Annotated in this window: 21 protein-coding genes; 12 read left to right on the top strand and 9 right to left on the bottom strand. The window is 71.8% G+C overall.

The annotated features are described in order from the left end of the window. Positions 1 to 79: 79 nt before the first annotated feature. The gene (locus QM595_RS05535) at positions 80 to 994 is read left to right on the top strand and encodes a DUF3068 domain-containing protein (protein ID WP_415170533.1); all 915 of its coding nucleotides are present in this window, start codon (positions 80 to 82) and stop codon (positions 992 to 994) included. 15 nt (positions 995 to 1,009) lie between these two features. Here the strand turns inward: QM595_RS05535 and QM595_RS05530 are convergent, their stop codons facing one another. Then, on the bottom strand, positions 1,010 to 1,861 hold the full coding sequence (locus QM595_RS05530) for a class I SAM-dependent methyltransferase (protein ID WP_415170532.1): 852 nt from the start codon (positions 1,859 to 1,861) through the stop codon (positions 1,010 to 1,012). 186 nt (positions 1,862 to 2,047) lie between these two features. Between QM595_RS05530 and rpsA the strand changes: the two genes are divergently transcribed. Continuing rightward, positions 2,048 to 3,502, top strand: a complete 1,455-nt coding sequence (gene rpsA, locus QM595_RS05525; protein WP_415170531.1) for a 30S ribosomal protein S1 — start codon at positions 2,048 to 2,050, stop codon at positions 3,500 to 3,502. A 69-nt stretch (positions 3,503 to 3,571) separates the two neighbouring features. Here the strand turns inward: rpsA and QM595_RS05520 are convergent, their stop codons facing one another. The 3 genes from QM595_RS05520 to QM595_RS05510 are packed head-to-tail and all read right to left on the bottom strand — an operon-like array spanning position 3,572 to position 6,121. Next, complete coding sequence (locus QM595_RS05520; protein WP_415170530.1) at positions 3,572 to 4,363, bottom strand: ABC transporter permease; 792 nt, start codon at positions 4,361 to 4,363, stop codon at positions 3,572 to 3,574. Between the two features lie 10 nt (positions 4,364 to 4,373). Next, positions 4,374 to 5,156, bottom strand: coding sequence for an ABC transporter permease (locus tag QM595_RS05515; RefSeq protein WP_415170529.1), 783 nt, complete (start codon positions 5,154 to 5,156; stop codon positions 4,374 to 4,376). Next, the gene (locus QM595_RS05510) at positions 5,153 to 6,121 is read right to left on the bottom strand and encodes an ATP-binding cassette domain-containing protein (protein WP_415170528.1); all 969 of its coding nucleotides are present in this window, start codon (positions 6,119 to 6,121) and stop codon (positions 5,153 to 5,155) included. Before QM595_RS05510 ends, QM595_RS05515 begins: the two co-directional genes overlap by 4 nt. A 36-nt stretch (positions 6,122 to 6,157) precedes the next feature. On the opposite strand from QM595_RS05510, the gene QM595_RS05505 reads away from it, so the two are divergent. After that, on the top strand, positions 6,158 to 7,477 hold the full coding sequence (locus tag QM595_RS05505) for an SGNH/GDSL hydrolase family protein (protein WP_415170527.1): 1,320 nt from the start codon (positions 6,158 to 6,160) through the stop codon (positions 7,475 to 7,477). A 99-nt stretch (positions 7,478 to 7,576) separates the two neighbouring features. Then, entirely contained in the window at positions 7,577 to 8,767 is a 1,191-nt protein-coding gene (locus QM595_RS05500) for an ATP-binding protein (protein WP_415170526.1), read from the top strand. A gap of 21 nt (positions 8,768 to 8,788) precedes the next feature. On the opposite strand, the gene QM595_RS05495 is transcribed toward QM595_RS05500, so the two are convergent. Beyond that, positions 8,789 to 10,651, bottom strand: coding sequence for an ABC transporter ATP-binding protein (locus QM595_RS05495; protein WP_415170525.1), 1,863 nt, complete (start codon positions 10,649 to 10,651; stop codon positions 8,789 to 8,791). 101 nt (positions 10,652 to 10,752) lie between these two features. On the opposite strand from QM595_RS05495, the gene QM595_RS05490 reads away from it, so the two are divergent. Both QM595_RS05490 and coaE read left to right on the top strand, forming a co-directional pair. Further along, on the top strand, positions 10,753 to 11,163 hold the full coding sequence (locus QM595_RS05490; protein ID WP_415170524.1) for a MarR family winged helix-turn-helix transcriptional regulator: 411 nt from the start codon (positions 10,753 to 10,755) through the stop codon (positions 11,161 to 11,163). A gap of 38 nt (positions 11,164 to 11,201) precedes the next feature. Continuing rightward, complete coding sequence (gene coaE, locus QM595_RS05485) at positions 11,202 to 11,798, top strand: dephospho-CoA kinase (protein ID WP_415170523.1); 597 nt, start codon at positions 11,202 to 11,204, stop codon at positions 11,796 to 11,798. Between the two features lie 9 nt (positions 11,799 to 11,807). On the opposite strand, the gene QM595_RS05480 is transcribed toward coaE, so the two are convergent. Both QM595_RS05480 and QM595_RS05475 read right to left on the bottom strand, forming a co-directional pair. Next, a complete protein-coding gene (locus QM595_RS05480) occupies positions 11,808 to 12,746 on the bottom strand; it encodes an RNA polymerase sigma factor RpoD/SigA (RefSeq protein ID WP_415170522.1) in 939 nt (312 codons plus the stop codon). 173 nt (positions 12,747 to 12,919) lie between these two features. Beyond that, positions 12,920 to 15,025 carry a S9 family peptidase gene (locus QM595_RS05475; protein ID WP_415170521.1) on the bottom strand — a complete coding sequence of 702 codons (2,106 nt, stop codon included), beginning with the start codon at positions 15,023 to 15,025 and terminating at the stop codon, positions 12,920 to 12,922. A gap of 24 nt (positions 15,026 to 15,049) precedes the next feature. Here QM595_RS05475 and QM595_RS05470 point away from each other — a divergent pair, with 24 nt between their 5' ends. From QM595_RS05470 to QM595_RS05460, 3 genes are all read left to right on the top strand, one after another. Then, entirely contained in the window at positions 15,050 to 15,733 is a 684-nt protein-coding gene (locus QM595_RS05470) for a LamB/YcsF family protein (protein ID WP_415170520.1), read from the top strand. A 68-nt stretch (positions 15,734 to 15,801) separates the two neighbouring features. Continuing rightward, complete coding sequence (locus QM595_RS05465) at positions 15,802 to 16,416, top strand: 5-oxoprolinase subunit B family protein (RefSeq protein WP_415170519.1); 615 nt, start codon at positions 15,802 to 15,804, stop codon at positions 16,414 to 16,416. After that, the gene (locus tag QM595_RS05460) at positions 16,413 to 17,255 is read left to right on the top strand and encodes a biotin-dependent carboxyltransferase family protein (RefSeq protein ID WP_415170518.1); all 843 of its coding nucleotides are present in this window, start codon (positions 16,413 to 16,415) and stop codon (positions 17,253 to 17,255) included. The genes QM595_RS05465 and QM595_RS05460 overlap by 4 nt, the downstream gene beginning before the upstream one ends. Here QM595_RS05460 and QM595_RS05455 read toward each other — a convergent pair. Further along, positions 17,239 to 18,546: a DNA polymerase IV gene (locus QM595_RS05455; protein ID WP_415170517.1), complete on the bottom strand. Its 1,308-nt coding sequence runs from the start codon at positions 18,544 to 18,546 to the stop codon at positions 17,239 to 17,241. The genes QM595_RS05460 and QM595_RS05455 overlap by 17 nt on opposite strands. 152 nt (positions 18,547 to 18,698) lie before the next feature. On the opposite strand from QM595_RS05455, the gene QM595_RS05450 reads away from it, so the two are divergent. Beyond that, positions 18,699 to 19,622 (top strand): DUF4192 domain-containing protein, encoded by a 924-nt coding sequence (locus tag QM595_RS05450; RefSeq protein ID WP_415170516.1) that lies wholly within the window; start codon positions 18,699 to 18,701, stop codon positions 19,620 to 19,622. 8 nt (positions 19,623 to 19,630) lie between these two features. On the opposite strand, the gene QM595_RS05445 is transcribed toward QM595_RS05450, so the two are convergent. Continuing rightward, positions 19,631 to 20,101 carry a hypothetical protein gene (locus QM595_RS05445; protein WP_415170515.1) on the bottom strand — a complete coding sequence of 157 codons (471 nt, stop codon included), beginning with the start codon at positions 20,099 to 20,101 and terminating at the stop codon, positions 19,631 to 19,633. 98 nt (positions 20,102 to 20,199) lie between these two features. Here QM595_RS05445 and QM595_RS05440 point away from each other — a divergent pair, with 98 nt between their 5' ends. Then, positions 20,200 to 20,604 (top strand): universal stress protein, encoded by a 405-nt coding sequence (locus QM595_RS05440; protein ID WP_415170514.1) that lies wholly within the window; start codon positions 20,200 to 20,202, stop codon positions 20,602 to 20,604. A 342-nt stretch (positions 20,605 to 20,946) separates the two neighbouring features. Further along, positions 20,947 to 21,531, top strand: coding sequence for a type IV toxin-antitoxin system AbiEi family antitoxin domain-containing protein (locus QM595_RS05435; protein ID WP_415170513.1), 585 nt, complete (start codon positions 20,947 to 20,949; stop codon positions 21,529 to 21,531). Positions 21,532 to 21,654 lie beyond the last annotated feature (123 nt).

Below are 21,654 nucleotides of genomic sequence, written 5' to 3'. Positions count from 1 at the left end.
AACTATGGCACACTCTCGCCAGCGTGTGATCCGGGCCACAGCCCGGCTGGCTGACTGGTGACTCTGGGAGGGGTTCGACGTGCGTATCTGGGGAGGACGAGCGCTGCTGCTCGTGGGAGGCTTCCTGCTGGTGGCCGCTGCCGTGGCGGGATTCTGGGGCGCTGGTGCCGCCGAGCGGGTGCCGCTCGACACCGAGTCCTTCACCCGGCTGACCGGGACGGCGAGCGGCTCGCTCGCCAAGTCCGACACCGAGGTGCCGGTCGACTACATCACCCATACCTGGGTCGACGAGGACGCCTCGACCGGCAAGGTGGTCGTCCTGAACCAGCTCGGCTGCATCACCGTGGCCACCGAAGAGCTGCCCGACTGCATCGACGAGAAGGGCGACATCACCCTCGACGCCGACGACGAGCGGATCGTCCAGATCATGCCCAAGCAGTTCGCGATCGACCGGCACGACGCCACCGCCGTCGCGGACCAGGGCGAGTTCGTCGAGGAGGAGCTGGTCGCCCCCTACGTCGGCCTGGTCACCAAGTTCCCGTTCAACGTCAAGAAGAAGACCTACCCGTTCTGGGACGGCACCCTCGGCAAGACCGTCGACGCCACCTACCAGGGCACCCGGGACATCGACGGACTGGAGACCTACGAGTTCCAGGTCGAGGTGCCCGAGCAGACCGCCGAGGTCTCGGACGGCATCGAGGGCCAGTACGAGGCCACGCAGACGATCTGGGCCGACCCCAAGACGGGGGCCTATGTCGACCAGACCGGCAGCCAGCGGGTCAGCCTGCCCGACGGCACCCTGCTGCTCGACATCGACGTGACGTACACCGAGGACACCGTCAAGACCAATGTCGAGGACGCCAAGTCCAATCACGCCATGCTGACCCTGATCGAGAAGGTCATCCCGATCGGCGGCCTGGTCGGCGGCCTGGCCTGCCTCGCCCTGGGCGGCTTCCTGACCCTGGGCGGCCGGCGCGGCCGACGCACGGCGTAGGGCGTTCTCAGGCCATCAATCATCCAGGTCGGCGCCGAAGATCGCGGTGCCCGGGGTGAGCAGCCCGCGCACCCGCGACCAGCCGCCCCACACCCGGTCGTGGCCGGCAGGCCACTGCGGCTCCACCAGGTCGGTGATGCGGAAGCCGGCACCGGCCAGCAGCGCGACCCAGTCGCCCAGGGTGCGGTGGTGCTCGACGTACGACGTCTCCCCGGTCTCGTCGTTGACCTCGACGTAGGGGGTGCGGTCCCAGTAGGACTGCGACGCGACCAGCCCCTCGGTGCCGGGGTCGTCGGGGAACATCCACCGGGTCGGGTGGGTGATCGAGAACGCGAACCGGCCGCCGGCCCGCAGCACCCGGACCACCTCGGCGATCGCGACCTCGATGTCGGCGACGAACTGCAGCGCCCCGAAGGAGCAGAAGACGATGTCGAAGCTGCCGGCCGCGAACGGCAGCGCGGTCGCGGTGGCCTGCACCGAGGGCACCACCACGCCGGTCGCCTCGTCGAGGCGGCGGCCGTGCTGCAGCTGGCGGCGGGACAGGTCCAGGCCGTAGCCGCGACCGCCCCGCGAGCGGACCCACCGGGAGCACTGACCGGCCCCGGAGCCGAGCTCCAGCACGTCGCGACCGGCGACCTCGCCGAGGACGCCGGCCTCGGCCTCGGTGAGCCCCTCCGGGCCCCAGACGAAGCCGATATCGCCGAGGAAGCTGCCATGGGTGGCCTGGTACTCGTCGGCGTAGCGGTCCCAGTCCGGCCCATTGGCCCGACGCGACTCCGCCTCGCTGGTCGAGCGCCGGACGGAGTGGACCGGCGGATCGGGCGGGAACTCGCTCAGTGTCGTCGGTTCGCTGCCAAGCTGGCTCACTCCTCGAGCCTATGCCCACGCCGGGGCTCTTCCCACGCGGGTGGTGAGCGCTCGCTGGTTGGACTGCGCCGCCGCGCTCGGCGTACCCTTGACGACTGCGTGCCAGAGGTGTGCACATCCGCGGATGTCGCCGTCGCGCAGGCCCGCACATCAATCCATCAAACAGACCAAGGTTCCTACTACTCCATGACCATTCTCTCTGCTCTCTCGGACTACGACGCGCCCCAGGTGGCGGTCAACGACATCGGGTCCGAAGAGGACTTCCTCGCCGCGATCGACTCGACCATCAAGTACTTCAACGACGGAGACCTGGTCGAGGGCACCATCGTCAAGGTCGACCGCGACGAGGTCCTGCTCGACATCGGCTACAAGACCGAGGGCGTCATCCCCTCGCGCGAGCTGTCCATCAAGCACGACGTCGACCCCAGCGAGGTCGTCTCCGTGGGCGACCACGTCGAGGCGCTCGTCCTCCAGAAGGAGGACAAGGAGGGCCGGCTGATCCTGTCCAAGAAGCGCGCTCAGTACGAGCGCGCCTGGGGCACCGTCGAGAAGGTCAAGGAGGAGGACGGCGTCGTCGAGGGCACCGTCATCGAGGTCGTCAAGGGCGGCCTCATCCTCGACATCGGCCTGCGTGGCTTCCTGCCGGCCTCGCTGGTGGAGATGCGTCGCGTCCGCGACCTGCAGCCCTACGTCGGCCAGACCCTCGAGGCCAAGATCATCGAGCTGGACAAGAACCGCAACAACGTGGTCCTGTCCCGCCGTGCCTGGCTCGAGCAGACCCAGTCCGAGGTTCGCCACGGCTTCCTGACCCAGCTCCAGAAGGGCCAGATCCGCAAGGGCGTCGTCTCCTCGATCGTCAACTTCGGTGCGTTCGTGGACCTCGGCGGCGTCGACGGCCTCGTTCACGTCTCGGAGCTGTCCTGGAAGCACATCGACCACCCCTCCGAGGTCGTCGCCGTCGGTGACGAGGTCACCGTCGAGGTGCTCGACGTCGACATGGACCGCGAGCGGGTCTCGCTGTCGCTGAAGGCGACCCAGGAGGACCCCTGGCAGCACTTCGCCCGCACCCACCAGATCGGTCAGATCGTCCCGGGCAAGGTCACCAAGCTGGTGCCGTTCGGCTCGTTCGTCCGCGTCGAGGAGGGCATCGAGGGCCTGGTCCACATCTCCGAGCTGGCCGAGCGCCATGTCGAGATCCCGGAGCAGGTCGTCCAGGTCAACGACGACGTCATGGTCAAGATCATCGACATCGACCTCGAGCGTCGCCGGATCTCGCTGTCGCTGAAGCAGGCCAACGAGACCTCGGTCTCCACCGACGTGGAGGAGTTCGACCCGACGCTCTACGGTATGCCCGCGACCTACGACGATCAGGGCAACTACATCTACCCCGAGGGCTTCGACCCGGAGACCGGGGAGTGGCTCGAGGGCTTCGACGACCAGCGCGCGGCCTGGGAGGACCAGTACGCCAAGGCGCACGCCCGCTGGGAGGCCCACGTCAAGCAGCAGGCCGAGGCCAAGCAGGCCGAGGTCGAGGCCGGCGAGGCCACGTCCTACAGCTCCTCGAGCAACGAGTCGAGCGGCTCGCTCGCCTCCGACGAGGCGCTGCAGGCGCTCCGCGAGAAGCTGACCGGCGCCAACTGATGATCCGCGCCTGACAAACGCCGAAGGGCGCTCACCCTCCCGGGGTGGGCGCCCTTCGCCGTTCCCGGGTCAGATCCGGTCGAGGGTGGCCCCGGCGCGGCTGAGGTGCTCCAGCAGCCGCAGCGCGGCGAGCCCGACGATCGTGTAGGCGACGCCGATCGCGAGCTCGGCGCCGACCTGGCCGGACACCTCGTGCCACGGCGCCCCGCCGGCCACGGCCCGGGACGCCTCGATGGCGTGGGAGAGCGGCAGGCAGCGGCCGACCGCGGCCATCCATCCCGGCAGGTCGTCGAGCGCGACGTTGGTGCCGGTGAAGACCAGCAGCGCCAGGAAGCCGACGTTGCCGAGGGTCGCGCCCTCGCGGTAGACCAGGTTGACCGCGCCCATGACCAGGCCGAGCCCGGTCGCCGACAGCGACGCCACCGCCACGATCAGCGTCAGCGGCACCCAGGCGTCGGCCGGGATCGAGGCGTCCAGCAGCAGCACGCCGGCGACCAGCGAGAACATCGCGACGAACCAGCCGTTGAGGATCACCGGCAGCGCCCGGCCGAGGAACAGCGGGATCCGGCGGGCGGGGCTGGTCAGCACCAGCCCGAGGGTCTGCGCGAGCCGCTCCCCGCCGATGGTGAAGGTCATCGCGAACAGGCACGGGATCGCGGCGTTGTTGACGGCATTGCCGATGATGTAGAACTCGTCGTCCCCCACGCCGGCGGCCCGGCCGATATAGGCGAAGAGCAGAATCTGGCAGACCGGCGCGATCAGCAGCGCCGGAACGTAGATCCAGGGGTTCATCCAGCCGAACATCGCGCGATAGCTCATCAGGCCGCCGACGAGGAAGACCCGCGCTCCGCTCCCTCTCATGTCAGGGTCCTCATGTCAGGGCAAGGGTCGCGTTGCGGCGGGCGCCGTCGATGAGGCGCACGCTGAGCCAGCCGGCGAGCGCGGCGTAGCCCAGCCCGACGGCTCCGCAGACCGCGAGGTCGGGCCAGGGACTCTCGCCGGCGGCCGCCGCGCGCATCCCCTCGACCGCCCAGGTCGGCGCGAGCAGCCACGAGACCGGGTGGAGCGCGGTGGGCAGCAGATCCAGCGGCACGACGAAGCCGCACAGCAGCCAGCCGGGGTACTCCAGTGTCGAGCCCAGCGCCCAGGAGGTGCGGTAGCGCACCGCGCTCACCGAGAGCAGGAACCCGAAGAGCGCGATCGTGACGGCCGACATCGCGATGCTGGCGACGAAGCCGGGCCAGTCGGCGACCTCCAGGGCGACGCCGAAGACCCACCAGTCCCACAGGACCGTGGCCACCACGCTGTAGAGGCCGATCACGGCCATCGCGAACGTGATCGGCAGCAGCACCAGCGAGAAGCGGGTGGGCGCCGCGACGACCAGCTCGAGCGTGCCGGCCCACCGCTCCCGCTGGATCAGCGTGCTGGCACTGACCGTCTGGGAGGTCCAGATGCCCATCGCTGCGGCCCCGATCGCGGCGTAGAGCATCGCGGCGGGGTCGCCCTGGACGCGGTAGATCAGCAGTGCCGCCGTGGCGAACATCAGCGGGAAGACCACCCCGAGGAAGCCCTCGAAGGGGGAGAAGAGCAGGATCTTGAGCTGCAGCCAGAAGCAGACCGCGAGCTGGTGGACTCGCGCTCGCAGGCGGCTCACCGGGTCACCAGCTCGACGTAGGCGTCCTCCAGGGTCGGCTCCCGGTGACCGACCCGGCCGAGCCGGACGCCGTCGAGCAGGGCCAGCGCCTGCTGGGTGACGTCGGTGCGTGGCTCGCAGCCGATCACCAGCGTCTGGACGTGGCCGCGCTCCTCGGTGGCGACCGCGCGTACGCCGGGCAGCCGGCGCAGGCTGTCGACGACGCCGGCTGCGACGCCGTACGTCTCGATCTCCAGCACCGTCCCGCCGCTGACCTGGTCCTTGAGCTCCTCGGGGGTGCCCTCGGCGACGATCTGGCCGGCCCGGATCACCGCGATCCGGTCGCAGAGCTCGTCGGCCTCGAACATGTAGTGCGTGGTCAGCAGCACCGTCTTGCCCTGCTCGCGCAGGCCGGCGATGGTGGCGCGCAGCTCGCGGGCGCCGACCGGGTCGATGCCGATCGACGGCTCGTCGAGGAAGATCACGTCGGGGTCGTGCAGCAGCCCGCGGGCGATGTGGAGGCGCTGCCGCATGCCGCGGGAGTAGCCCTCGACCTTCTCCTGCTCCCGGCCGGTCATGCCGACCAGCTCCAGCAGCTCGCCGATGCGCGTCCGCTGCTCGCGGGGCGGGACGCCGTAGAGCTCGGCGAAGTAGCGCAGGTTGTCCAGGCCGCTGAGCCGGTCGTAGAGACCGCGGTCGCCGCCGAAGACGTAGCCGATGCGCCGGCGCACCTCGCGGACGTCGCGCACCACGTCGTGGCCCAGCACGCTGGCGCTGCCGGAGGTCGGCAGCAGCAGGGTGATGAGCATCTTGATCGTGGTGGTCTTGCCGGCTCCGTTGGGGCCGAGCAGGCCGAACAGCTCCCCGGGAGCGATCTCGAGACTGACGCCGCGGACCGCCTCGACCTCCGTGCGCACCGGTCGCAGGATCCTCTGCCTGGTGCGGAAGGTGCGGCGCAGGTCCCGAGCTACGACGGCGGCGGTCACCCGCGCACCTTAGCCGACGGCCGTTACTCTGCGGTCGTGACAGTTCGGGTGCTGGTGGTGTTGACCGGGCTGCTGCTGGCCCTGCTGACGCCGGTCACAGTAGCGGCCGAGCCGGTCCGGATCCTGCTCTACGGCGACTCGATCACGCAGGGCTCCAGCGGCGACTGGACCTGGCGCTACCGGCTCGACCGGCACCTGCGCGACTCGGGGGTCTCCTTCGACTTCGTCGGGCCCTACGACGGCCTGCACCACTTTCCCGACGCCGCGGGCGCGCCCGACGAGCAGACCTATGTCGACCCCGGCTTCGACACCGACCACGCCGCCCGGTGGGGACAGGCGCTGACGGCACCGGTCGACCGGCTCGGCGACCTGGTCGAGGAGTTCCGGCCCGACATGGTGGTCTCGATGATCGGCGTCAACGACCTGACGGCGGCGCACGCCACGGTGAGCGGCGTGATCGACGCCTACGAGGAGCAGATCGCCCTCGCCCGCGCCGCAGCGCCGGGCCTCGACGTCGTCGTGGCGCGCGAGCCGGTCACCTGGCTGGCCGGCGTCACCGACCTCAATGCCGCCCTGGCGACCATGGCGACCGGACTGGACACGCCCACGGAGCGGGTGCTGGCCACCGACGTGCCCGCCTTCGTGGACGGCGTCGACAACTGGGATCCGGTGCACCCGACGGCGACCGGCGAGGTGAAGATCGCCGCGGCGGTCGAGAACGCGCTCTCCGCGATCGGGGTCGGCGACCCGGCCGGCACCGTCGTGGTCGAGAACGGACTGCGGGCCACCGCCACGCTCACCGCCACGGCCGGCGCGCCGGGCGAGGCCAGGCTGCGGTGGACGACGGTCCCCGGCGCCACCGCGATGTGGCTCGAGACCCGCGATCCCGACGTCGACGCGGACTGGCGTCGCTACCCCTTCTCCTTCGGCCCCGCGACCACCCAGTGGACCGCGACCGGGCTGTGGCCCGGCCACGAGCACCGGTTCCGGATCCGCGCCGCCAAGGGAACCGTGACCTCGCCGTTGACCTCGGCGGTGGCGCGGGTCTTCGTCGCCGCGTCCGCGCTGGCCGCGGTCAAGGGCGTCCGTGCCGTCTCGCGCCGCCACGACGTGGTCACGGTGATCGGCAAACCGGTGGCCGGGGCGACGTCGTACGACGTGCTGGCGGTGGCGGCGAAGTCCTGCCGGCGGATGCCGAGACCCGGTCGGTTCTCGTCGCTCAAGACCGGCCGGCCCGCGCCGCGAGCGAGGCTGCGGACATCGGCGCGACACCTGTGGGTGCGGCTGGTCGCGGTTCGCGATGGCGTGCCCGGCCGGATCGCCAAGCGCTCCACTGACTGCGTGCGGGTGCGCTGACCGCCCGGATACTCCTTTATACTTCCCGGAAGTATAAGAGGTTGCGAGACCTACTGGCGCAACCTCTAAGAATGCATCTCGGACCTTGGGAGGCAGGCGATGGCGCCGAACCCCTACACGCCCGGGCAGGTGCCGCGGGTGCTGGCCGGAAGGGCATCCGAGCTGCGCCGGATCGAGGACCGGCTCGCCCGGGTGGTGACCTACGGCGAGCTCGGCGGACCGCTGCTCGTCTTCCACGCACCCCGGGGCATCGGCAAGACCTCGCTGCTGCGCACCGCCCAGGCCCGGGCGAGCGAGCTCGGCTTCGTGTCTGCGTGGGTGGCCTGCTCCCGGGAGCGGCCGGTGCTGCCCGAGCTGGTGCGCGCCGTGCAGACGGCGCTGGAGAAGGCGGAGGCGCTGCCCCGGGGAGGCTCCGGCGGTCGCTGGCGCCGCCGCCTGGAGCGGATCACCCTCGAGGTCGGCGTGCCCGGTGCCAAGGTGCAGGCCCAGCTGGCGACGCCGCCGCCGGCCGGAGAGGCGGAGACTCCGGCGATCGGACAGGCGCCGATCGCCGCGCTGGAGGGGCTGCTGCACGACGCGGCGAGCCTCGTCCGCGACCGCGGCGGCGCCGGCCTGCTGCTCTTCCTCGACGAGCTGCACGTGGCCTCGGCCGACGACATGTCGGTGCTTCTCAACACCCTGCAGAACCTCGACGGCGACCGGGCGCACAACCCGCTCGCGGTGGTGACCGCCGGGCTGCCGGTGACGCCGGAGGCTCTCACCCGAGCGGCCACCTTCGGGGAGCGCAGCTCCTTCGTCGCCCTCGACGTGCTCAACGAGGTCGACGCCCGCGCCGTGTTGACGGTCGTGGCCGAGGCGGTCGGGGTGACCTGGGAGGACGACGCGCTCGACGCCGTGGTCGCCGAGGCCCGCGGCTACCCCTACCTGCTGCAGCTGATCGGCAGCAGCACCTGGGACGCGGTTCGCCCGGAGTCCGGCGCCAGCATCGGCATGGCCGACGTGCGCGCGGGCCTGCCCGCCGCCCGCGACCAGCTGACCGCGATGCACCGGGCCCGCTGGGGCGCCGCCTCGCGGCTCGAGCGAGCGTTCCTGGTGGCGATGGCGGCGAGCGAGCGCGACAACGTCACCCGCGCCGAGATCGCACGGCGGATGGGACGGGAGTCGCGGGCGATCAGCGTGCCGCGCGAGCGGCTGATCGCCAAGGGCGTCATCGAGCCGGTCGGCCACGGCCTGGTCCGGTTCACCACGCCCGGCTTCGGGGAGTTCGTGCGGGGCCTGGACGAGGAGTGACCCAGACCGTATGAGGTTGCCTTAGGCGGCTGCGGTCTGCGCCAGTCCGCCCCGCACCAGGTCGGCGTAGCGGCCGCCGGCCAGCAGCAGCTCCTCGTGGCTGCCGAGCTCGACCACCCGGCCGTGGTCGAGGACGGCGATCTGGTCGGCGTCGCGGACCGTCGAGAGCCGGTGCGCGATGGTGATGGTGGTGCGGCCCCGGGCCAGCTCGTCGAGCGCGGCCTGCACCTCGCGCTCGGTGGTGTTGTCCAGCGCGCTGGTCGCCTCGTCGAGGACCAGCACCCGCGGGTTCCGCAGCAGCGTCCGGGCGATCGCCAGCCGCTGCTGCTCGCCACCGGAGAACCGGTGGCCGCGCGAGCCGACCAGGGTGTCGTAGCCGTCGGGCAGGCCCACGATCAGGTCGTGGATCCGCGCGGCCCTCGCGGCCGCCTCGATCTCGGCGTCGGAGGCGTCGGGCCGGGCGTGGCGCAGGTTGTCGCGGACGCTGGCGTGCAGCAGGTAGGTCTCCTGGGTGACCACGCCCACCGCGCTCGCCAGGTCGGCCAGGGTCAGGTCACGCAGATCGACGCCGTCCAGCCTCACCCCGCCGGTGTCCGGGTCGTGCAGCCGGGCCACCAGGCCGGCCAGCGTGGTCTTGCCCGAGCCGGTCGCGCCCACCAGCGCCAGGCTGGTGCCGGCCGGGACGGTCAGGTCGATGTCGTGCAGCACCGGTCGGTCCTTGTCGTAGCCGAAGCCGACGTGGTCGAAGCGCACCTCGCCGCGGACGTGGTCGAGACGGACCGGGACGGCGGGATCGTCGATCTCCACCGGCAGGTCCATGAACTCGAAGATCCTGCTGAACAGCGCCATCGAGGCGGTGATGTCGACGCCGACGTTGAGCAGGCCCATCAGCGGCCGGAACAACGAGCCCTGCAGCGCCACGAAGGCGACCAGGGTGCCGATCGTCATGCCGCCGCGGGTCACCGGCAGGCCGGCGGCGAGGTAGAGCGCCGCCGGCACCGCGGCGAAGACGACCTGCATGGTCGCCATCCGCCACCGGCCGGCGAGCTGGCTGCGGATCTCCAGGCCGACCAGGTCGTGAGAGGTCTGCTCGAACCGGCGGGAGAGCGTCGGTGCGGCGCCGAGCGTCTTCGACAGCAGGATGCCGCTGACCGAGAGGCCCTCCTCGACCTGGGCGTGCAGGTCGGCGAGTTTGCGCTGCCGGGCCGCCGTGACGGCGTACCGCAGCCGGGCGACCTGGCGGGTGGTGATCACCGCCGGCGGCAGCACCACCAGCGAGATCAGCGCCAGCCTCCAGTTCAGCGCCAGCATGGCGACCACGGTGCCGATGACGACGGTGACGTTGGCGGCGATGCTGGTGGCGGTGCTGGTCACCACGCCCTGCATCGAGCCGATGTCGTTGACCATCCGGGACTGCACCTCGCCGCCGCGGGTGCGGGTGAAGAAGTCGACGCTCTGCCGCTGCAGGTGCGCGAACAGGTCGCTGCGCAGCCGGTGCATGACCTGCTGGCCGATCCGAGTGGACAGCAGCGTCTGGAAGATGCCGAGCGCGGCGGCGAGGACGGCCACGCCGACCATGCCGGCGACGCACCAGACCAGCAGGCTCACGTCGCGGTCGGGGAGCGCGACGTCGATGACGTGACGCACCAGGAAGGGCTGGGCCAGGCCGACCACGGAGCTGGCCACGATGAGGAGGACGACCACGGCAAGGGTGGCCTTGTGCGGCGCGAACAGCGCGCCGATGCGGCGCAGCGAGACCGGGGTGGCCTCCAGTTGACGCCTGTCGCTGTCACGGGAGTCGGGGGCGCGGCGAGCGGAGCGCTCACGGAACTCGTCACCGCGCCCCGGAGCCAGGGTAAGGGGGGTGCTGTTGAGGTCTGTCATACGACCACCTCGCTTTCATCGAGAAGATACGCGGTCTACCTCGCCACATGCTGAGGTAACCACACTATGAGGTTAACGCACGATGACCTAGGATCTATTCCATGGCGATCGAGGAGACGACCGGCGAGCTGCTGATGGCGGTGGCTCGGTCGCTGCGACAGCGGTTCGCCGCCGCCATGGAGCGGTACGACGTCACCCCCGGTCAGGCCCGAGCGCTGCGGGTCGTCGCGACGCGGCCTGCGATCCGCCCCTCGGCGCTCGCCGACGAGCTGCGGATCAGTCCCCGCTCGGCGACCGAGGTGATCGACGGGTTGGAGGCCCGCGGCCTGGTCGCCCGCCGCCCCGACCCGACCGACCGGCGTGCCACCGAGGTGGCGCCGACGCCGGAGGGGCTACGGGTCCACGAGCTCATCCACGAGGCCCGCCGCGCCGAGTCGGAGCGCTTCCTCGCGACGCTGCCGGCCGCCGACCGTGCCGAGCTGGACCGGCTGCTGAGGGCGCTGTCGCGCTAGATCGCTAGGGTGCTCGACATATCGCTAGGGTGCTCGACATGCGGGTGGGGCTGACAGGCGGGATCGCCTCGGGCAAGTCGACGGTCTCGGCGATGCTCGCCGAACTGGGTGCGGTCGTGATCGACGCGGACCGGCTGGCCCGCGAGGTGGTCGAGCCGGGCACGCCGGGGCTGGCTGCCGTCGTCGAGGCGTTCGGGCCGGAGGTACTCACCGAGGACGGCGCCATGGATCGCGCCCGGGTCGGCGCCATCGTCTTCGCCGACGAGGAGCGGCGCCGGGCGCTGGAGGCGATCGTCCACCCGCTGGTCCGCGCCCGGAGCCGGCAGCTGGAGGAGGCCGCCGGACCCGAGGCGATCGTCGTCCACGACATCCCGCTGCTGGTCGAGACCGACCAGGCGGACACCTTCGACGCGGTGATCGTCGTCGACGCCCCGCACGAGACCGCGCTCGGCCGGATGGTGAGCGACCGCGGCTGGACGCCCGAGCAGGCCCGTGCCCGGATCGCCGCCCAGGCCAGCCGGGAGGACCGTCGGGCCGTGGCGACGTACCTCGTCGAGAACACCGGAACGATCGAAGACCTCCGCAGGAGGGTTGCGGAGGTCTTCGATCGGATCACCGGGGGATCTGGCGGCTGACGCGCGCCGTCAGGCCGCCAGATCGGGGTCGCCGAGGCGGCGGAGCTTCTGTAGGGCCTCGCGCTCGAGCTGGCGGACCCGCTCGGCGGAGATGCCGTGCTTGACGCCGATGTCGGCGAGCTTGTGCTGGCGGCCGTCGAGCAGGCCGTAGCGCGACCGGATGATGTCGGCGGCGCGGTCGTCGAGCTGGCCGACCAGGGCGTCGAGCCGCTCGCGGGACTCCTCGTCGAGCACCGTGTCGTCGGGACCGGGCGCGGTCTCCTGAGCCATCAGGTCGCCGAGCGAGGTGTCGCCGTCGTCGTCGACGGGGGAGTCGAGGCTGACGTGCTCACGGCCCCAGGCCATCAGGTCGAGCACCCGGTCGACGTCCATGCCGAGCTCGGCGGCGATCTCCTCCGGCTCCGGGTCGCGCCCCAGCTGCCGCTCCAGGTTGCGGCGGGCGCCGCCGACCTGGTTGAGCTCCTCGACGACGTGGACCGGGAGCCGCACCACTCGGGCCTGCTGGGCGATGCCGCGGGTGATCGCCTGACGCACCCACCAGGTGGCGTAGGTCGAGAACTTGTAGCCCCTGGTGTAGTCGAACTTCTCGACCGCCCGGATCAGGCCGGTGTTGCCCTCCTGGATCAGGTCGAGCATCGGCATCTGGGCACGGCCGTACTTCCGCGCGATCGACACCACGAGTCGCAGGTTGGCGGTGATGAAGGCGTCGACCGCCTTGCGGCCCTCCTCGGCGAGCCACTCCAGCTCCTCCTTGGTGGCCTTGCCGGGCGCCTTGCTGCCGTGGATCCCTCGGGCCAGCAGGTGCTCGGCCATCAGCCCGGCCTCGATGGCCTTGGACAGCTCCACCTCGGCGGCGGCATCCAGCAGGTTGTTGCGCGCGATCTCGTCGAGGTAGAGGCCGACGCTGTCACGGCCCTCGATCTCGCGAGTCTTCGTCAGTGTTGCCATGGGGACCCTCCTTCACGTGCAGGGATCGCCTGCAGAGTGTCAACGCCTGGGGCCGGCCCAGGATTCCCTGGGTACGTACCCCGTTGCGCTCTCACCACCCATGACGTCCGGGGGCTCCCAGGAGTTGCCTAGATCGGGAAAACTCAGGGTCTTCTCAGGGGGTTACCCGACAGTCACGAGGCGAGACCGAGCCGATCCAGGATCCAGGCCAGCGAGAACGCCCGGTCGTGCCAGGCCTGGTAGCGACCCGAGACGCCACCATGGCCGGCGCTCATCTCGGTCTTGAGCAGCACGTCCGCGCCGGCCACGGACCGCAGCCGCGCCACCCACTTGGCCGGCTCGACGTAGAGCACCCGGGTGTCGTTGAGGCTGGTCTCGGCCAGGATCGGCGGATAGGGGTGGTCGGTGACGTTGTCATAGGGCGCGTACGACGCCAGGTAGTCGTAGACCTCCGGATCGGCCTCCGGGTTGCCCCACTCGTCGTACTCCACCACCGTCAGCGGCAGCGAGGCGTCGAGCATGGTGGTGAGGTTGTCGACGAAGGGCACCGCCGCGTCGATGCCGTCGAACAGCTCCGGCGCGAGGTTGGCGACGGCGCCCATCAGCAGGCCGCCGGCGCTGCCGCCCTCGGCCACCACCCGTGACGCCCAGCCGGTCTCGCGCAGGTGCCGGGCGACCGCGACGAAGTCGGTGAACGTGTTGCGCTTGTGCATCAGCTTGCCGTCGTCGTACCACCTCCTGCCCAGCTCGCCGCCGCCACGCACGTGCGCGACCGCGAACGCGCCGCCGCGGTCGAGCACGGAGAGCCGGGCCACCGAGAAGCCCGGGTCGATGGAGTGCTCGTAGGAGCCGTAGCCGTAGAGGTGGACCGGCACCGCACCACCAGCGCGGGCGTCCTTGCGCACCACCAGCGAGATCGGCACCCGCTCGCCGTCGTCGGCGACCGCCCAGAGCCGGTGCTCCTCGTAGGCGTCGGGGTCATAGCCGCCCAGCACCGGCTGTCGCTTGCGCAGCGACAGCGAGCGGGTCGCGACGTCGTAGTCGTAGACCGAGCTCGGCGTGCGCAGCGTGGTGTAGCCCAGTCGCACCGTCGGCTGGTCGAAGGCGGGGTTGCCGCCGGCGCCGATGGTGTAGAGCTCGTCGTCGAACTTGACCAGGTAGTCGTCGGTGACGCCGTCCGGCCCCAGGTCGAGGATGCGCAGCTGGGTGAGGCCGCGGGAGCGCTGGTGCACCACGAGATGGGTGGCGAAGGCGTCGACCCCCTCCAGCCGTACGGCGGGGTCGTGGCCGATCAGCGGCCGCCAGCCCTCCTTCGGGGTGGGCGCGACGGGCGCGACGCCGATCTCGAAGTCGGCGCCGGTGGCGTTGTGGTGGACCAGGAAGACGTCCTCGCCGCCGAGGACCGCGTGCTCGAGGTTGTACTCCACCCCCTCCTCGCGTGGCGCGAAGACCTGCCAGCCGGCCTCCGGGTCGTCGAGGTCGAGGTAGCGGTACTCGGTGGTGACCTTCGCGCCGGACTCGATCATCAAGAACCGGTCGGAGCGGCTGCGGCCCACGCCGGTCCAGAACCGCTCGTCGGACTCGTGGAAGATCAGCTCGTCGTCGGTCTGGGCGGTGCCCAGCAGGTGGCGCCAGACCTTGTCCGGCCGCCAGGAGTCGTCGACGGTGGAGTAGTAGAAGCTGGTCCCGGCACGGTCCCAGGTGGCGCCGCCCAGGACGCCCTCGATGACGTCGTCGAGCAGGTCGCCGGTGGTCAGGTCCTTGACCCGAATCGTGTAGCGCTCGTCGCCGACCACGTCCACGGCATAGGCCAGCCTGGTGGTGTCGGGGGAGACGCTCGACCCGCCGAGGGAGAAGAAGTCGTGTCCCTGGGCGAGCGCGTCGAGGTCGAGCAGCACCTCCTCGCCGGGCAGCGCGGGCGACTCCGGCGCCACGTCGGCGGGCGTCGGCGGGGTCCAGTCGGTGGGGTCGGCGACGGGGACCCGGCAGGAGGCGCCGTACTCCTTGCCCTCGAAGGAGCGGCCGTAGTACCAGTAGCCGCGGTTGCGGGTGGGCACCGAGAGGTCGGTCTCCAGGGTGCGGGCCTTGATCTCCTCGAAGATGGCCTGCCGCAGGTCGGCAAGGTGCGCGGTGCGCTCGGTGGTGTAGGCGTTCTCCGCCTCCAGGTAGGCGATCACCTCGGGGTCGTCCTTGGCGCGCAGCCACTCGTAGTCGTCGACCCGGGTCCGGCCGTGGTGGACCGAGGTGACGGGAACCTGCTTGGCGACGGGCGGCTGCATGGCCGCGACCCTATCCTCGGTGGTGTGACGAGCGTGGTGGACCTCAACGCCGACCTGGGCGAGGAGATCACCGACGACGCCGCACTGCTCGCGGTGGTGACGTCGGCCAATGTGGCCTGTGGCTACCACGCGGGGTCGGCCGCGATCATGCGCGCGGTCTGCGCCGAGGCGCTCGCGCGGGGCGTGGCGATCGGCGCCCAGGTCTCCTATGCCGACCGCGCCGGCTTCGGCCGGGTCGAGCTCGACGTGCCTGCCGAGGTGCTGCGCGAGCAGATCGTCGACCAGGTCGGCACGCTGTCCGCCATCGCCGCCGGGGAAGGTACGACGGTCCGCTACGTGAAGCCGCACGGCGCTCTCTACCACCGCACTCGGCGCGACCCGGACCAGGCCGCTGCCGTGCTGGCGGGCTCCGGCGACCTGCCGGTGCTGGGCATGACGGGGAAGCTGCTCGACCAGGCCGCGGCGGCGGGCCGCGCCGTGATCCTGGAGGGCTTCCCGGACCGGGCCTACGACGGCGACCGGCTCCGGCCGCGGGACCAGCCGGGCGCGCTGATCACCGCCTCGGGGGAGATCGTCGCCAACGCGCTGACGCTGGCGGTCTCGGTGCGGTCGCTGTGCCTGCACGGCGACACCCCGGGCGCGGTCGGGCACGCCCGGGAGGTCCGGACGGCGCTCGAGGCGGCCGGCTGGACCCTGGCCCCCTTCTGAGCGCGCCGGGTTGTGAAGAATTCGTGGTGCCCCAGGTCACGGTGAGGTCACCCTGGGAGACTTCTGCCGTGCAGTTGCGTCCGCTCGGGCCTCGTGCCCTCCTGGTCGAGGTGGCCGACGCCCGCGAGGCGGCGGCGCTGGCGACCTGGGCGAGGGACCGGCTGGCCGCCGAGGAGATCGTGCCGGCGGCACGGACGGTGCTGCTCGACGGCGTCGACCCGGCCGAGGCCGAGGCGCTGCTCGCCGGCTGGTCGGCCGCCATCGAGGTCGCCGAGGGCGAGCTGGTCGAGCTCCCGACGACGTACGACGGCCCGGACCTGGCCCGGGTGGCCGAGCTGTGGTCCTGCTCGGTCGAGGAGGTGGTCGCCCGGCACACCTCGGTGAGCTTCACCTCGGCGTTCTGCGGCTTCGCGCCCGGCTTCGCCTATCTGACGGGGCTGCCTGCCGGCTGGCGGGTGCCGCGGCTGGACTCGCCGAGGTCGCGGGTGCCGGCCGGCTCGGTGGCACTGGCCGGCGAGTGGTGCGGCGTCTACCCCAGCCCCTCGCCGGGCGGCTGGCTGCTGCTCGGCAGGCTGCCCGCGTCGGCGGCAGCCCGGCTCTGGGACCCGGCCAGGTCACAGCCGGCGCTGCTGGCACCGGGCACCCGGGTGAGGTTCGTGGCCGGCTCCGGGAACGACCGGTGACGCTCGCCGTGCTGAGCACCGGTGTGCTCACCACCGTCCAGGACCGGGGCCGACGCGGCCTGGCCCACCTCGGCGTGCCGCGGGCCGGCGCTCTCGACGCCCCGGCCGCCGCCCTGGCCAACCGGCTGGTCGGCAACCACCCCGACGCGGCGGTGCTGGAGGTGACGCTGGGCGGACTCTCCTTCCGTGCCGGGACCGGGCTGTGGATCGCCGTCACCGGCGCCCCGGCGCCGGTGCGCGTCGCGGGCCGGGCGCGGGGTGTCCAGCGACCCGAGTGGGTGCCGGCCGGGGCGGTGGTGACGCTCGACCCGCCGGCGATCGGAGTCCGCAGCTATGTGGCGGTCTCCGGCGGCATCGCGGTGCCGCCCGTGCTCGGGTCGCGCGCCACCGACACCCTCGCCTGGGTCGGCCCGCCGCGGGTCGCGCCGGGAGACCGGCTGCCGCTCGGCGGCGCGACCGAGCCGCGGCCGCTCGACACCCCACCGGTACGTCGCCCCGGCGAGCTGCGGCTCCACCCCGGCCCCCGGGCGGACTGGTTCGCGCCGGCGGCGCTCGACCGGCTGACCGCCACCACCTGGCGGGTGGAGCCCGCCTCGGACCGGATCGGCCTGCGGCTGGCCGGGCCGCCGCTGCCGCGCTCGCGCGAGGGCGAGCTGGCCAGCGAGGGCATGGTGCTCGGTGCGGTGCAGGTGCCGCCGAGCGGACAGCCGATCGTCTTCCTCGCCGACCACCCGCCCACCGGCGGCTACCCGGTGATCGCCGTCGTCGAGGAGGCCGACCTGTGGCGGTGCGCCCAGGCCAGGCCGGGGGAGCCGATCAGATTCACGACAACGGGCTGAGCAGCGGGTCGTCGACCGAGAAGGAGCGCACCGGGCCGGGCCCGGTCTCGGCGGTCTCGAAGCGGACCGTCACCACGCCCTTGCCCGAGCCCCACACCCAGCCGGCGCCGTACTCAGCATGGACGACGTCCAGGCCCGGTGCCCACGCCGGCCGCTGGCGCAGCGGCACCTCCACCTCCGGTGCCTCCTCGGGCAGCTCGTCGTACCCCTCGCCGAACAGGTCCTCCTGGACCCAGTCGGCCAGGCCGGAGACGCCGACGCCGAGCAGCCGGACGCCGCCGGCCGTCTGCCCGCTCTCCGTCAGCTCTCCCAGCAGCGAGCGAGCCAGCCGAGCGATGGTCCCGGCGTGGTCGGTGGGGGCGGGCCGGGTGCTGGAGCGGCTGATCGTCGTGAAGTCGTGCAGCCGCACCTTGAGGGTGACGGTGCGGCCCGAGAGACCGTGCTTGCGCAGCCGGTCGGCGACCTCACGCGCCTGCCGGATCACCAGGCTCTCCATCAGCACCCGATCGGTCAGGTCGGTGTCGTAGGTGCTCTCCACACTGACCGACTTGGTCTCCTGCTCGGCCACCACCGGCCGGTCGTCCTCGGCCCGGGCCAGGTGGTAGAGCCAGCCACCGTGCGCCTTGCCCACCAGCCGCACCAACTCCTCCAGGCTGACCACCTCCAGGTCCGCCACGGTGTGGATGCCCGCCCGGCGCAGCCGCTCGCCGGTCGCCGGGCCGACGCCGGGGATGACCCGGACCTGCATCGGCCGGAGCAGGTCGAGCTCGGTGCCCGGCGCCACCACGACCAGGCCGTCGGGCTTGTCCAGGTCGCTGGCGACCTTCGCCACGAACTTGCTGGTCGCCAGCCCCACGCTGGCCGTCAGCCCGCCGGTCACCTCCCGGACCCGCTCGCGCAGCTCGCGGGCGAGGCCGGTGAGGGCATCGGTCTCCAGCGAGGGCAGACCGGCGGCCGCCAGGTCCACGAACGCCTCGTCCAGGCTGAGCGGCTCCACCAGCGGGGAGACGCCGCGCAGCAGCGCCATCACCCGCTCGCTGGTCTCGCGGTAGGCGCCGAAGCGCGGGTAGAGGAAGGCCGCGTGGGGGCAGCGGGCCCGCGCCTCCCGGGTCGGCATCGCCGAGCGGACGCCGTATCTCCTCGCCTCGTAGCTCGCCGTCGACACCACGCCGCGGCCGCCGATGCCGCCGACCACCACCGGCTTGCCGCGCAGCGAGGGCTTGTCGCGCTGCTCGACGGAGGCATAGAACGCGTCGAGGTCGAGGTGGAGGACACAGGCGTGCGGGCGCACGGACCCGAACCTATCCGCAGGCGTCGACACTCCTGCCCCACCGGTCACACGACATGCCAATTACCGTCCACAGGCGGGGCGCCGAGCAGCGTTATCCAGAGGGTGCGGGAGCCTCGGTGTGAGCCAGGGGTACGCCGGGCAGGTGATCGGACATGACACTTACCTTCAAAGCCCGCACCCCCGAGGACATCCTCGCCGTGGCGCCGGTCATCCTGGGATTCGAGCCGGAGCAGTCCGTGGTGATGCTGACCTTCGGTGGCCGGCACTCCTTCCACGCCCGGATGGACCTGCCGGAGCCGGCCGACGTCGAGGACTGCGTCTCCGGGCTGCTCGACCCGGCCCTGGCCCACGCCGTCGCGACAGCCGTCTTCGTGATCTACGACGGCTCCGACCTGGTGGCCCAGCGCATCGCCCGGGCCCTGCGCCGCCGCTTCGAGGCGGCCGACATCGAGGTGCTCGAGGTCCTGCACGCAGCGGGGGGTCGCTACTACTGCCCACTGGGCCGTCGTGGTGTCCCCGCCCACGGGGTGCCCTATGACGTCAGCGCCCATCCCTTCCGCGCCCGGGCGGCCTTCGGCGGCCTGGTCACCGAGCCGTCCCGGGCCGCGCTGGCGGCCCGGCTGGAGCCATCCCCGAGCCCGGTGCCGCTCGCACTGATCGAGTCCGCGGTGCCGCTGGCCGGTCCCGAGCTGCGCGACCTGATCGAGGCCCATCTGGGTGCCGAGACGTTGCCCTGCGACGAGGAGGCGGCCGCGATGCTGCGTGCCGTCGGCAGCGCCGCGCTGCGGCATCACGCCTGGTTCGGCATCAGCCGGCACGAGGCGGCGCGGCACGTCCGGCTCTGGACCGACCTGGTCACCCGCGCCCCGGAGAGCCACCTCGGCAGCGCCGCCGCGGTGCTCGGCTTCGTCGCCTGGATGCACGGCGACGGCGCCTTCGCCTGGTGCGCGGTCGACCGCGCGCTGGCGGCCGAGCCGGACAACGGTCTGGCCCACCTGGTCTCCGACATGCTCTGCAGCGCGACGCCGCCACGCGACGACTGGGACGAGATGTTCCCCGCGGGGATCCCGGCCTGAGGCCGCGGCTACGGGGACAGCGCCGGCGGCGGCCGGAACCGCGACCAGCTCAGCGACAGGCCGCTGCGCGGATCGCGCCAGCCGTGCCGGTTGACGACTACGAAGACCAGGGGCACGCCCGACTCGCCGTACGCCTGCCGGGCCGCCGCCAGCCACTGGGCGTCCACGTCCTGCAGGTCGAGCTCCCCGGGCCGGGTCAGCCACACCAGCGGCCAGGTCGCCGGGATGAGCCGACCCAGCATCGCCGCCACGACATCGGCGCGCAGCGCGTGGTCGCCGGCCTCCCCGGGACGGATCGGGTGGACGACCTCCTGGTCGCCCGGTGTGCCGAGGTGAAGCAGCGGTAGGTGACCGCGGCGGCGCTCGCCCCGGGCATGGTCGACCACCGCACGGCGCAGCGCGCGCTTCAACGGCACCGACAGTGGCGCGACCAGGCCCGCCTCGGTGATCCACGGCGCTCGTCCGCTGGCAGGCCTCATGGCGCCAGCCTGCCCCAGATCGCCGCGACACACCGGCGCTCGTCCACAGGCAACCATGTGTAATCTGAGTCACACTCGCTTCGAGAAGGAGAGTGAACATGGCATCGGTAGTGGTCGGCTACGTCGCCAAGCCCGAGGGCGAAGCCGCCCTCGACAGAGCGGTCCAGGAGGCCCAGCTGCGCGGCCTGAAGCTGGTGGTGGTCCATTCGGAGCGCGGCGGCCCCGGCTACGACGAGGCCGCCGCCGGCGAGGTCGAGACCAGCCTGAGCGAGGTCCGGAGCAAGCTGGACGCCATCGGGGTGCCCTACGCCATCCGCCAACTCGTGCGCGGCTTCGACCCCGCCGACGACCTCATCAGCATCGCCGAGGCCAACGCCGCCGAGCTCCTGGTGATCGGGCTACGCCGCCGCTCCCCGGTCGGCAAGCTGATCCTCGGCAGCAACGCCCAGCGGGTGCTGCTCGATGCCCACTGTCCGGTGCTGGCGGTCAAGGCCGACGGCTGACCCGAGACCGGCGCTGGGCCAGGATGGCGGCATGGCCATCCACATCGCCGGCAACGAGGCCGCCGACCGGCTGCTGACCGACGACCCGTTCGCGCTGTTGGTCGGGATGATGCTCGACCAGCAGTACCCCTGGTACAGAGGCTCGATTGTGAGGCTCCGAGCCCAAGGTGCAGGTTCTCTGCAACAAACATCAAGGCACGTTTTCACGGGTCAGACGGGGTTTGGGGTGTCGCTAGATCCGCTGCGTGCGCGTTTCCTGCAACAAAGCGTCACCGCTCTGGGTCGGCCCAGAATGCCGTCATCGGGGTGGCGAAACCGTACCGTTTTTGGTACGGTTGTGCCATGGCTGTCGATGGCAAGTACCGGGACCTGGTGCGCGAGATCGCGCTCGGGGAGTACGGCTACGTCACGACCAAGGATGCAGCCGAAGCAGGTGTGCCCCCGGTGGAGTTGCGGAAGTTGGCTGCACGGGGCGCACTCGTCAGCGTCGCCTACGGCATCTACCGCGTTCCCGACGCGCCAGCCACACCGTTCGATCAGTTCGCTGAAGCACTCCTGCGTGCTGGCGACGGCTCGTACCTGCGAGGAGATTCGGTTCTGGCGCTGTTCGGCCTCGCTGACGTGAACCCACGCCGTGTCCGGGTCGTCGCGCCCCGACGCACTCGCGCGAAGATGCCCGCCTTCGTTGAGGTCACCACGCTGTCCGGCACTCAGCCCCAACTGACTCACTATCAGGGGCTGCGAGCGATGACCGTCGCCGAGGCGCTCCTTGATTGCCGAGGTCGAATCGAGCGAAGCCGTCTCTTGGAGGCAGCGCGCGATGCCCGCAAGGAGGGTCTGCTCACCCGCGAGGAGTACACGCGCGTGCAGCGAGAACTGCGCCACACACGGTCGGCTGATTCGGGCGAGAAGGTCAGGACGGTCTGAGAGCGCGTTTGAGAACTCGGAGGCGCCGGCTCCGCGCCGCCCATCGCACGCCCTGGCTGCGTTGTCGTCGGTCGCCATGCCTCCGGCATGGCTCCCTCCTCCGCCTTGCCATGACGCACGCTG

The sequence above is a fragment of the Nocardioides sp. genome, assembly GCF_047607185.1.
Classification (GTDB): Bacteria; Actinomycetota; Actinomycetes; order Propionibacteriales; family Nocardioidaceae; genus Nocardioides.
Note: the sequence above shows the minus strand (reverse complement) of the source record. Positions and strands in the feature narration are given on the sequence as shown.

Excerpts from the sequence above, each read along its gene's own strand:
- rpsA (WP_415170531.1), top strand. The coding sequence starts at position 2,048 with ATGACCATTCTCTCTGCTCTCTCGGACTACGACGCGCCCCAGGTGGCG.
- QM595_RS05520 (WP_415170530.1), bottom strand. The coding sequence starts at position 4,363 with ATGAGAGGGAGCGGAGCGCGGGTCTTCCTCGTCGGCGGCCTGATGAGC.
- QM595_RS05500 (WP_415170526.1), top strand. The coding sequence starts at position 7,577 with ATGGCGCCGAACCCCTACACGCCCGGGCAGGTGCCGCGGGTGCTGGCC.
- QM595_RS05495 (WP_415170525.1), bottom strand. The coding sequence starts at position 10,651 with ATGACAGACCTCAACAGCACCCCCCTTACCCTGGCTCCGGGGCGCGGT.
- QM595_RS05490 (WP_415170524.1), top strand. The coding sequence starts at position 10,753 with ATGGCGATCGAGGAGACGACCGGCGAGCTGCTGATGGCGGTGGCTCGG.
- coaE (WP_415170523.1), top strand. The coding sequence starts at position 11,202 with ATGCGGGTGGGGCTGACAGGCGGGATCGCCTCGGGCAAGTCGACGGTC.
- QM595_RS05480 (WP_415170522.1), bottom strand. The coding sequence starts at position 12,746 with ATGGCAACACTGACGAAGACTCGCGAGATCGAGGGCCGTGACAGCGTC.
- QM595_RS05475 (WP_415170521.1), bottom strand. The coding sequence starts at position 15,025 with ATGCAGCCGCCCGTCGCCAAGCAGGTTCCCGTCACCTCGGTCCACCAC.
- QM595_RS05450 (WP_415170516.1), top strand. The coding sequence starts at position 18,699 with ATGACACTTACCTTCAAAGCCCGCACCCCCGAGGACATCCTCGCCGTG.
- QM595_RS05445 (WP_415170515.1), bottom strand. The coding sequence starts at position 20,101 with ATGAGGCCTGCCAGCGGACGAGCGCCGTGGATCACCGAGGCGGGCCTG.
- QM595_RS05440 (WP_415170514.1), top strand. The coding sequence starts at position 20,200 with ATGGCATCGGTAGTGGTCGGCTACGTCGCCAAGCCCGAGGGCGAAGCC.
- QM595_RS05435 (WP_415170513.1), top strand. The coding sequence starts at position 20,947 with ATGGCTGTCGATGGCAAGTACCGGGACCTGGTGCGCGAGATCGCGCTC.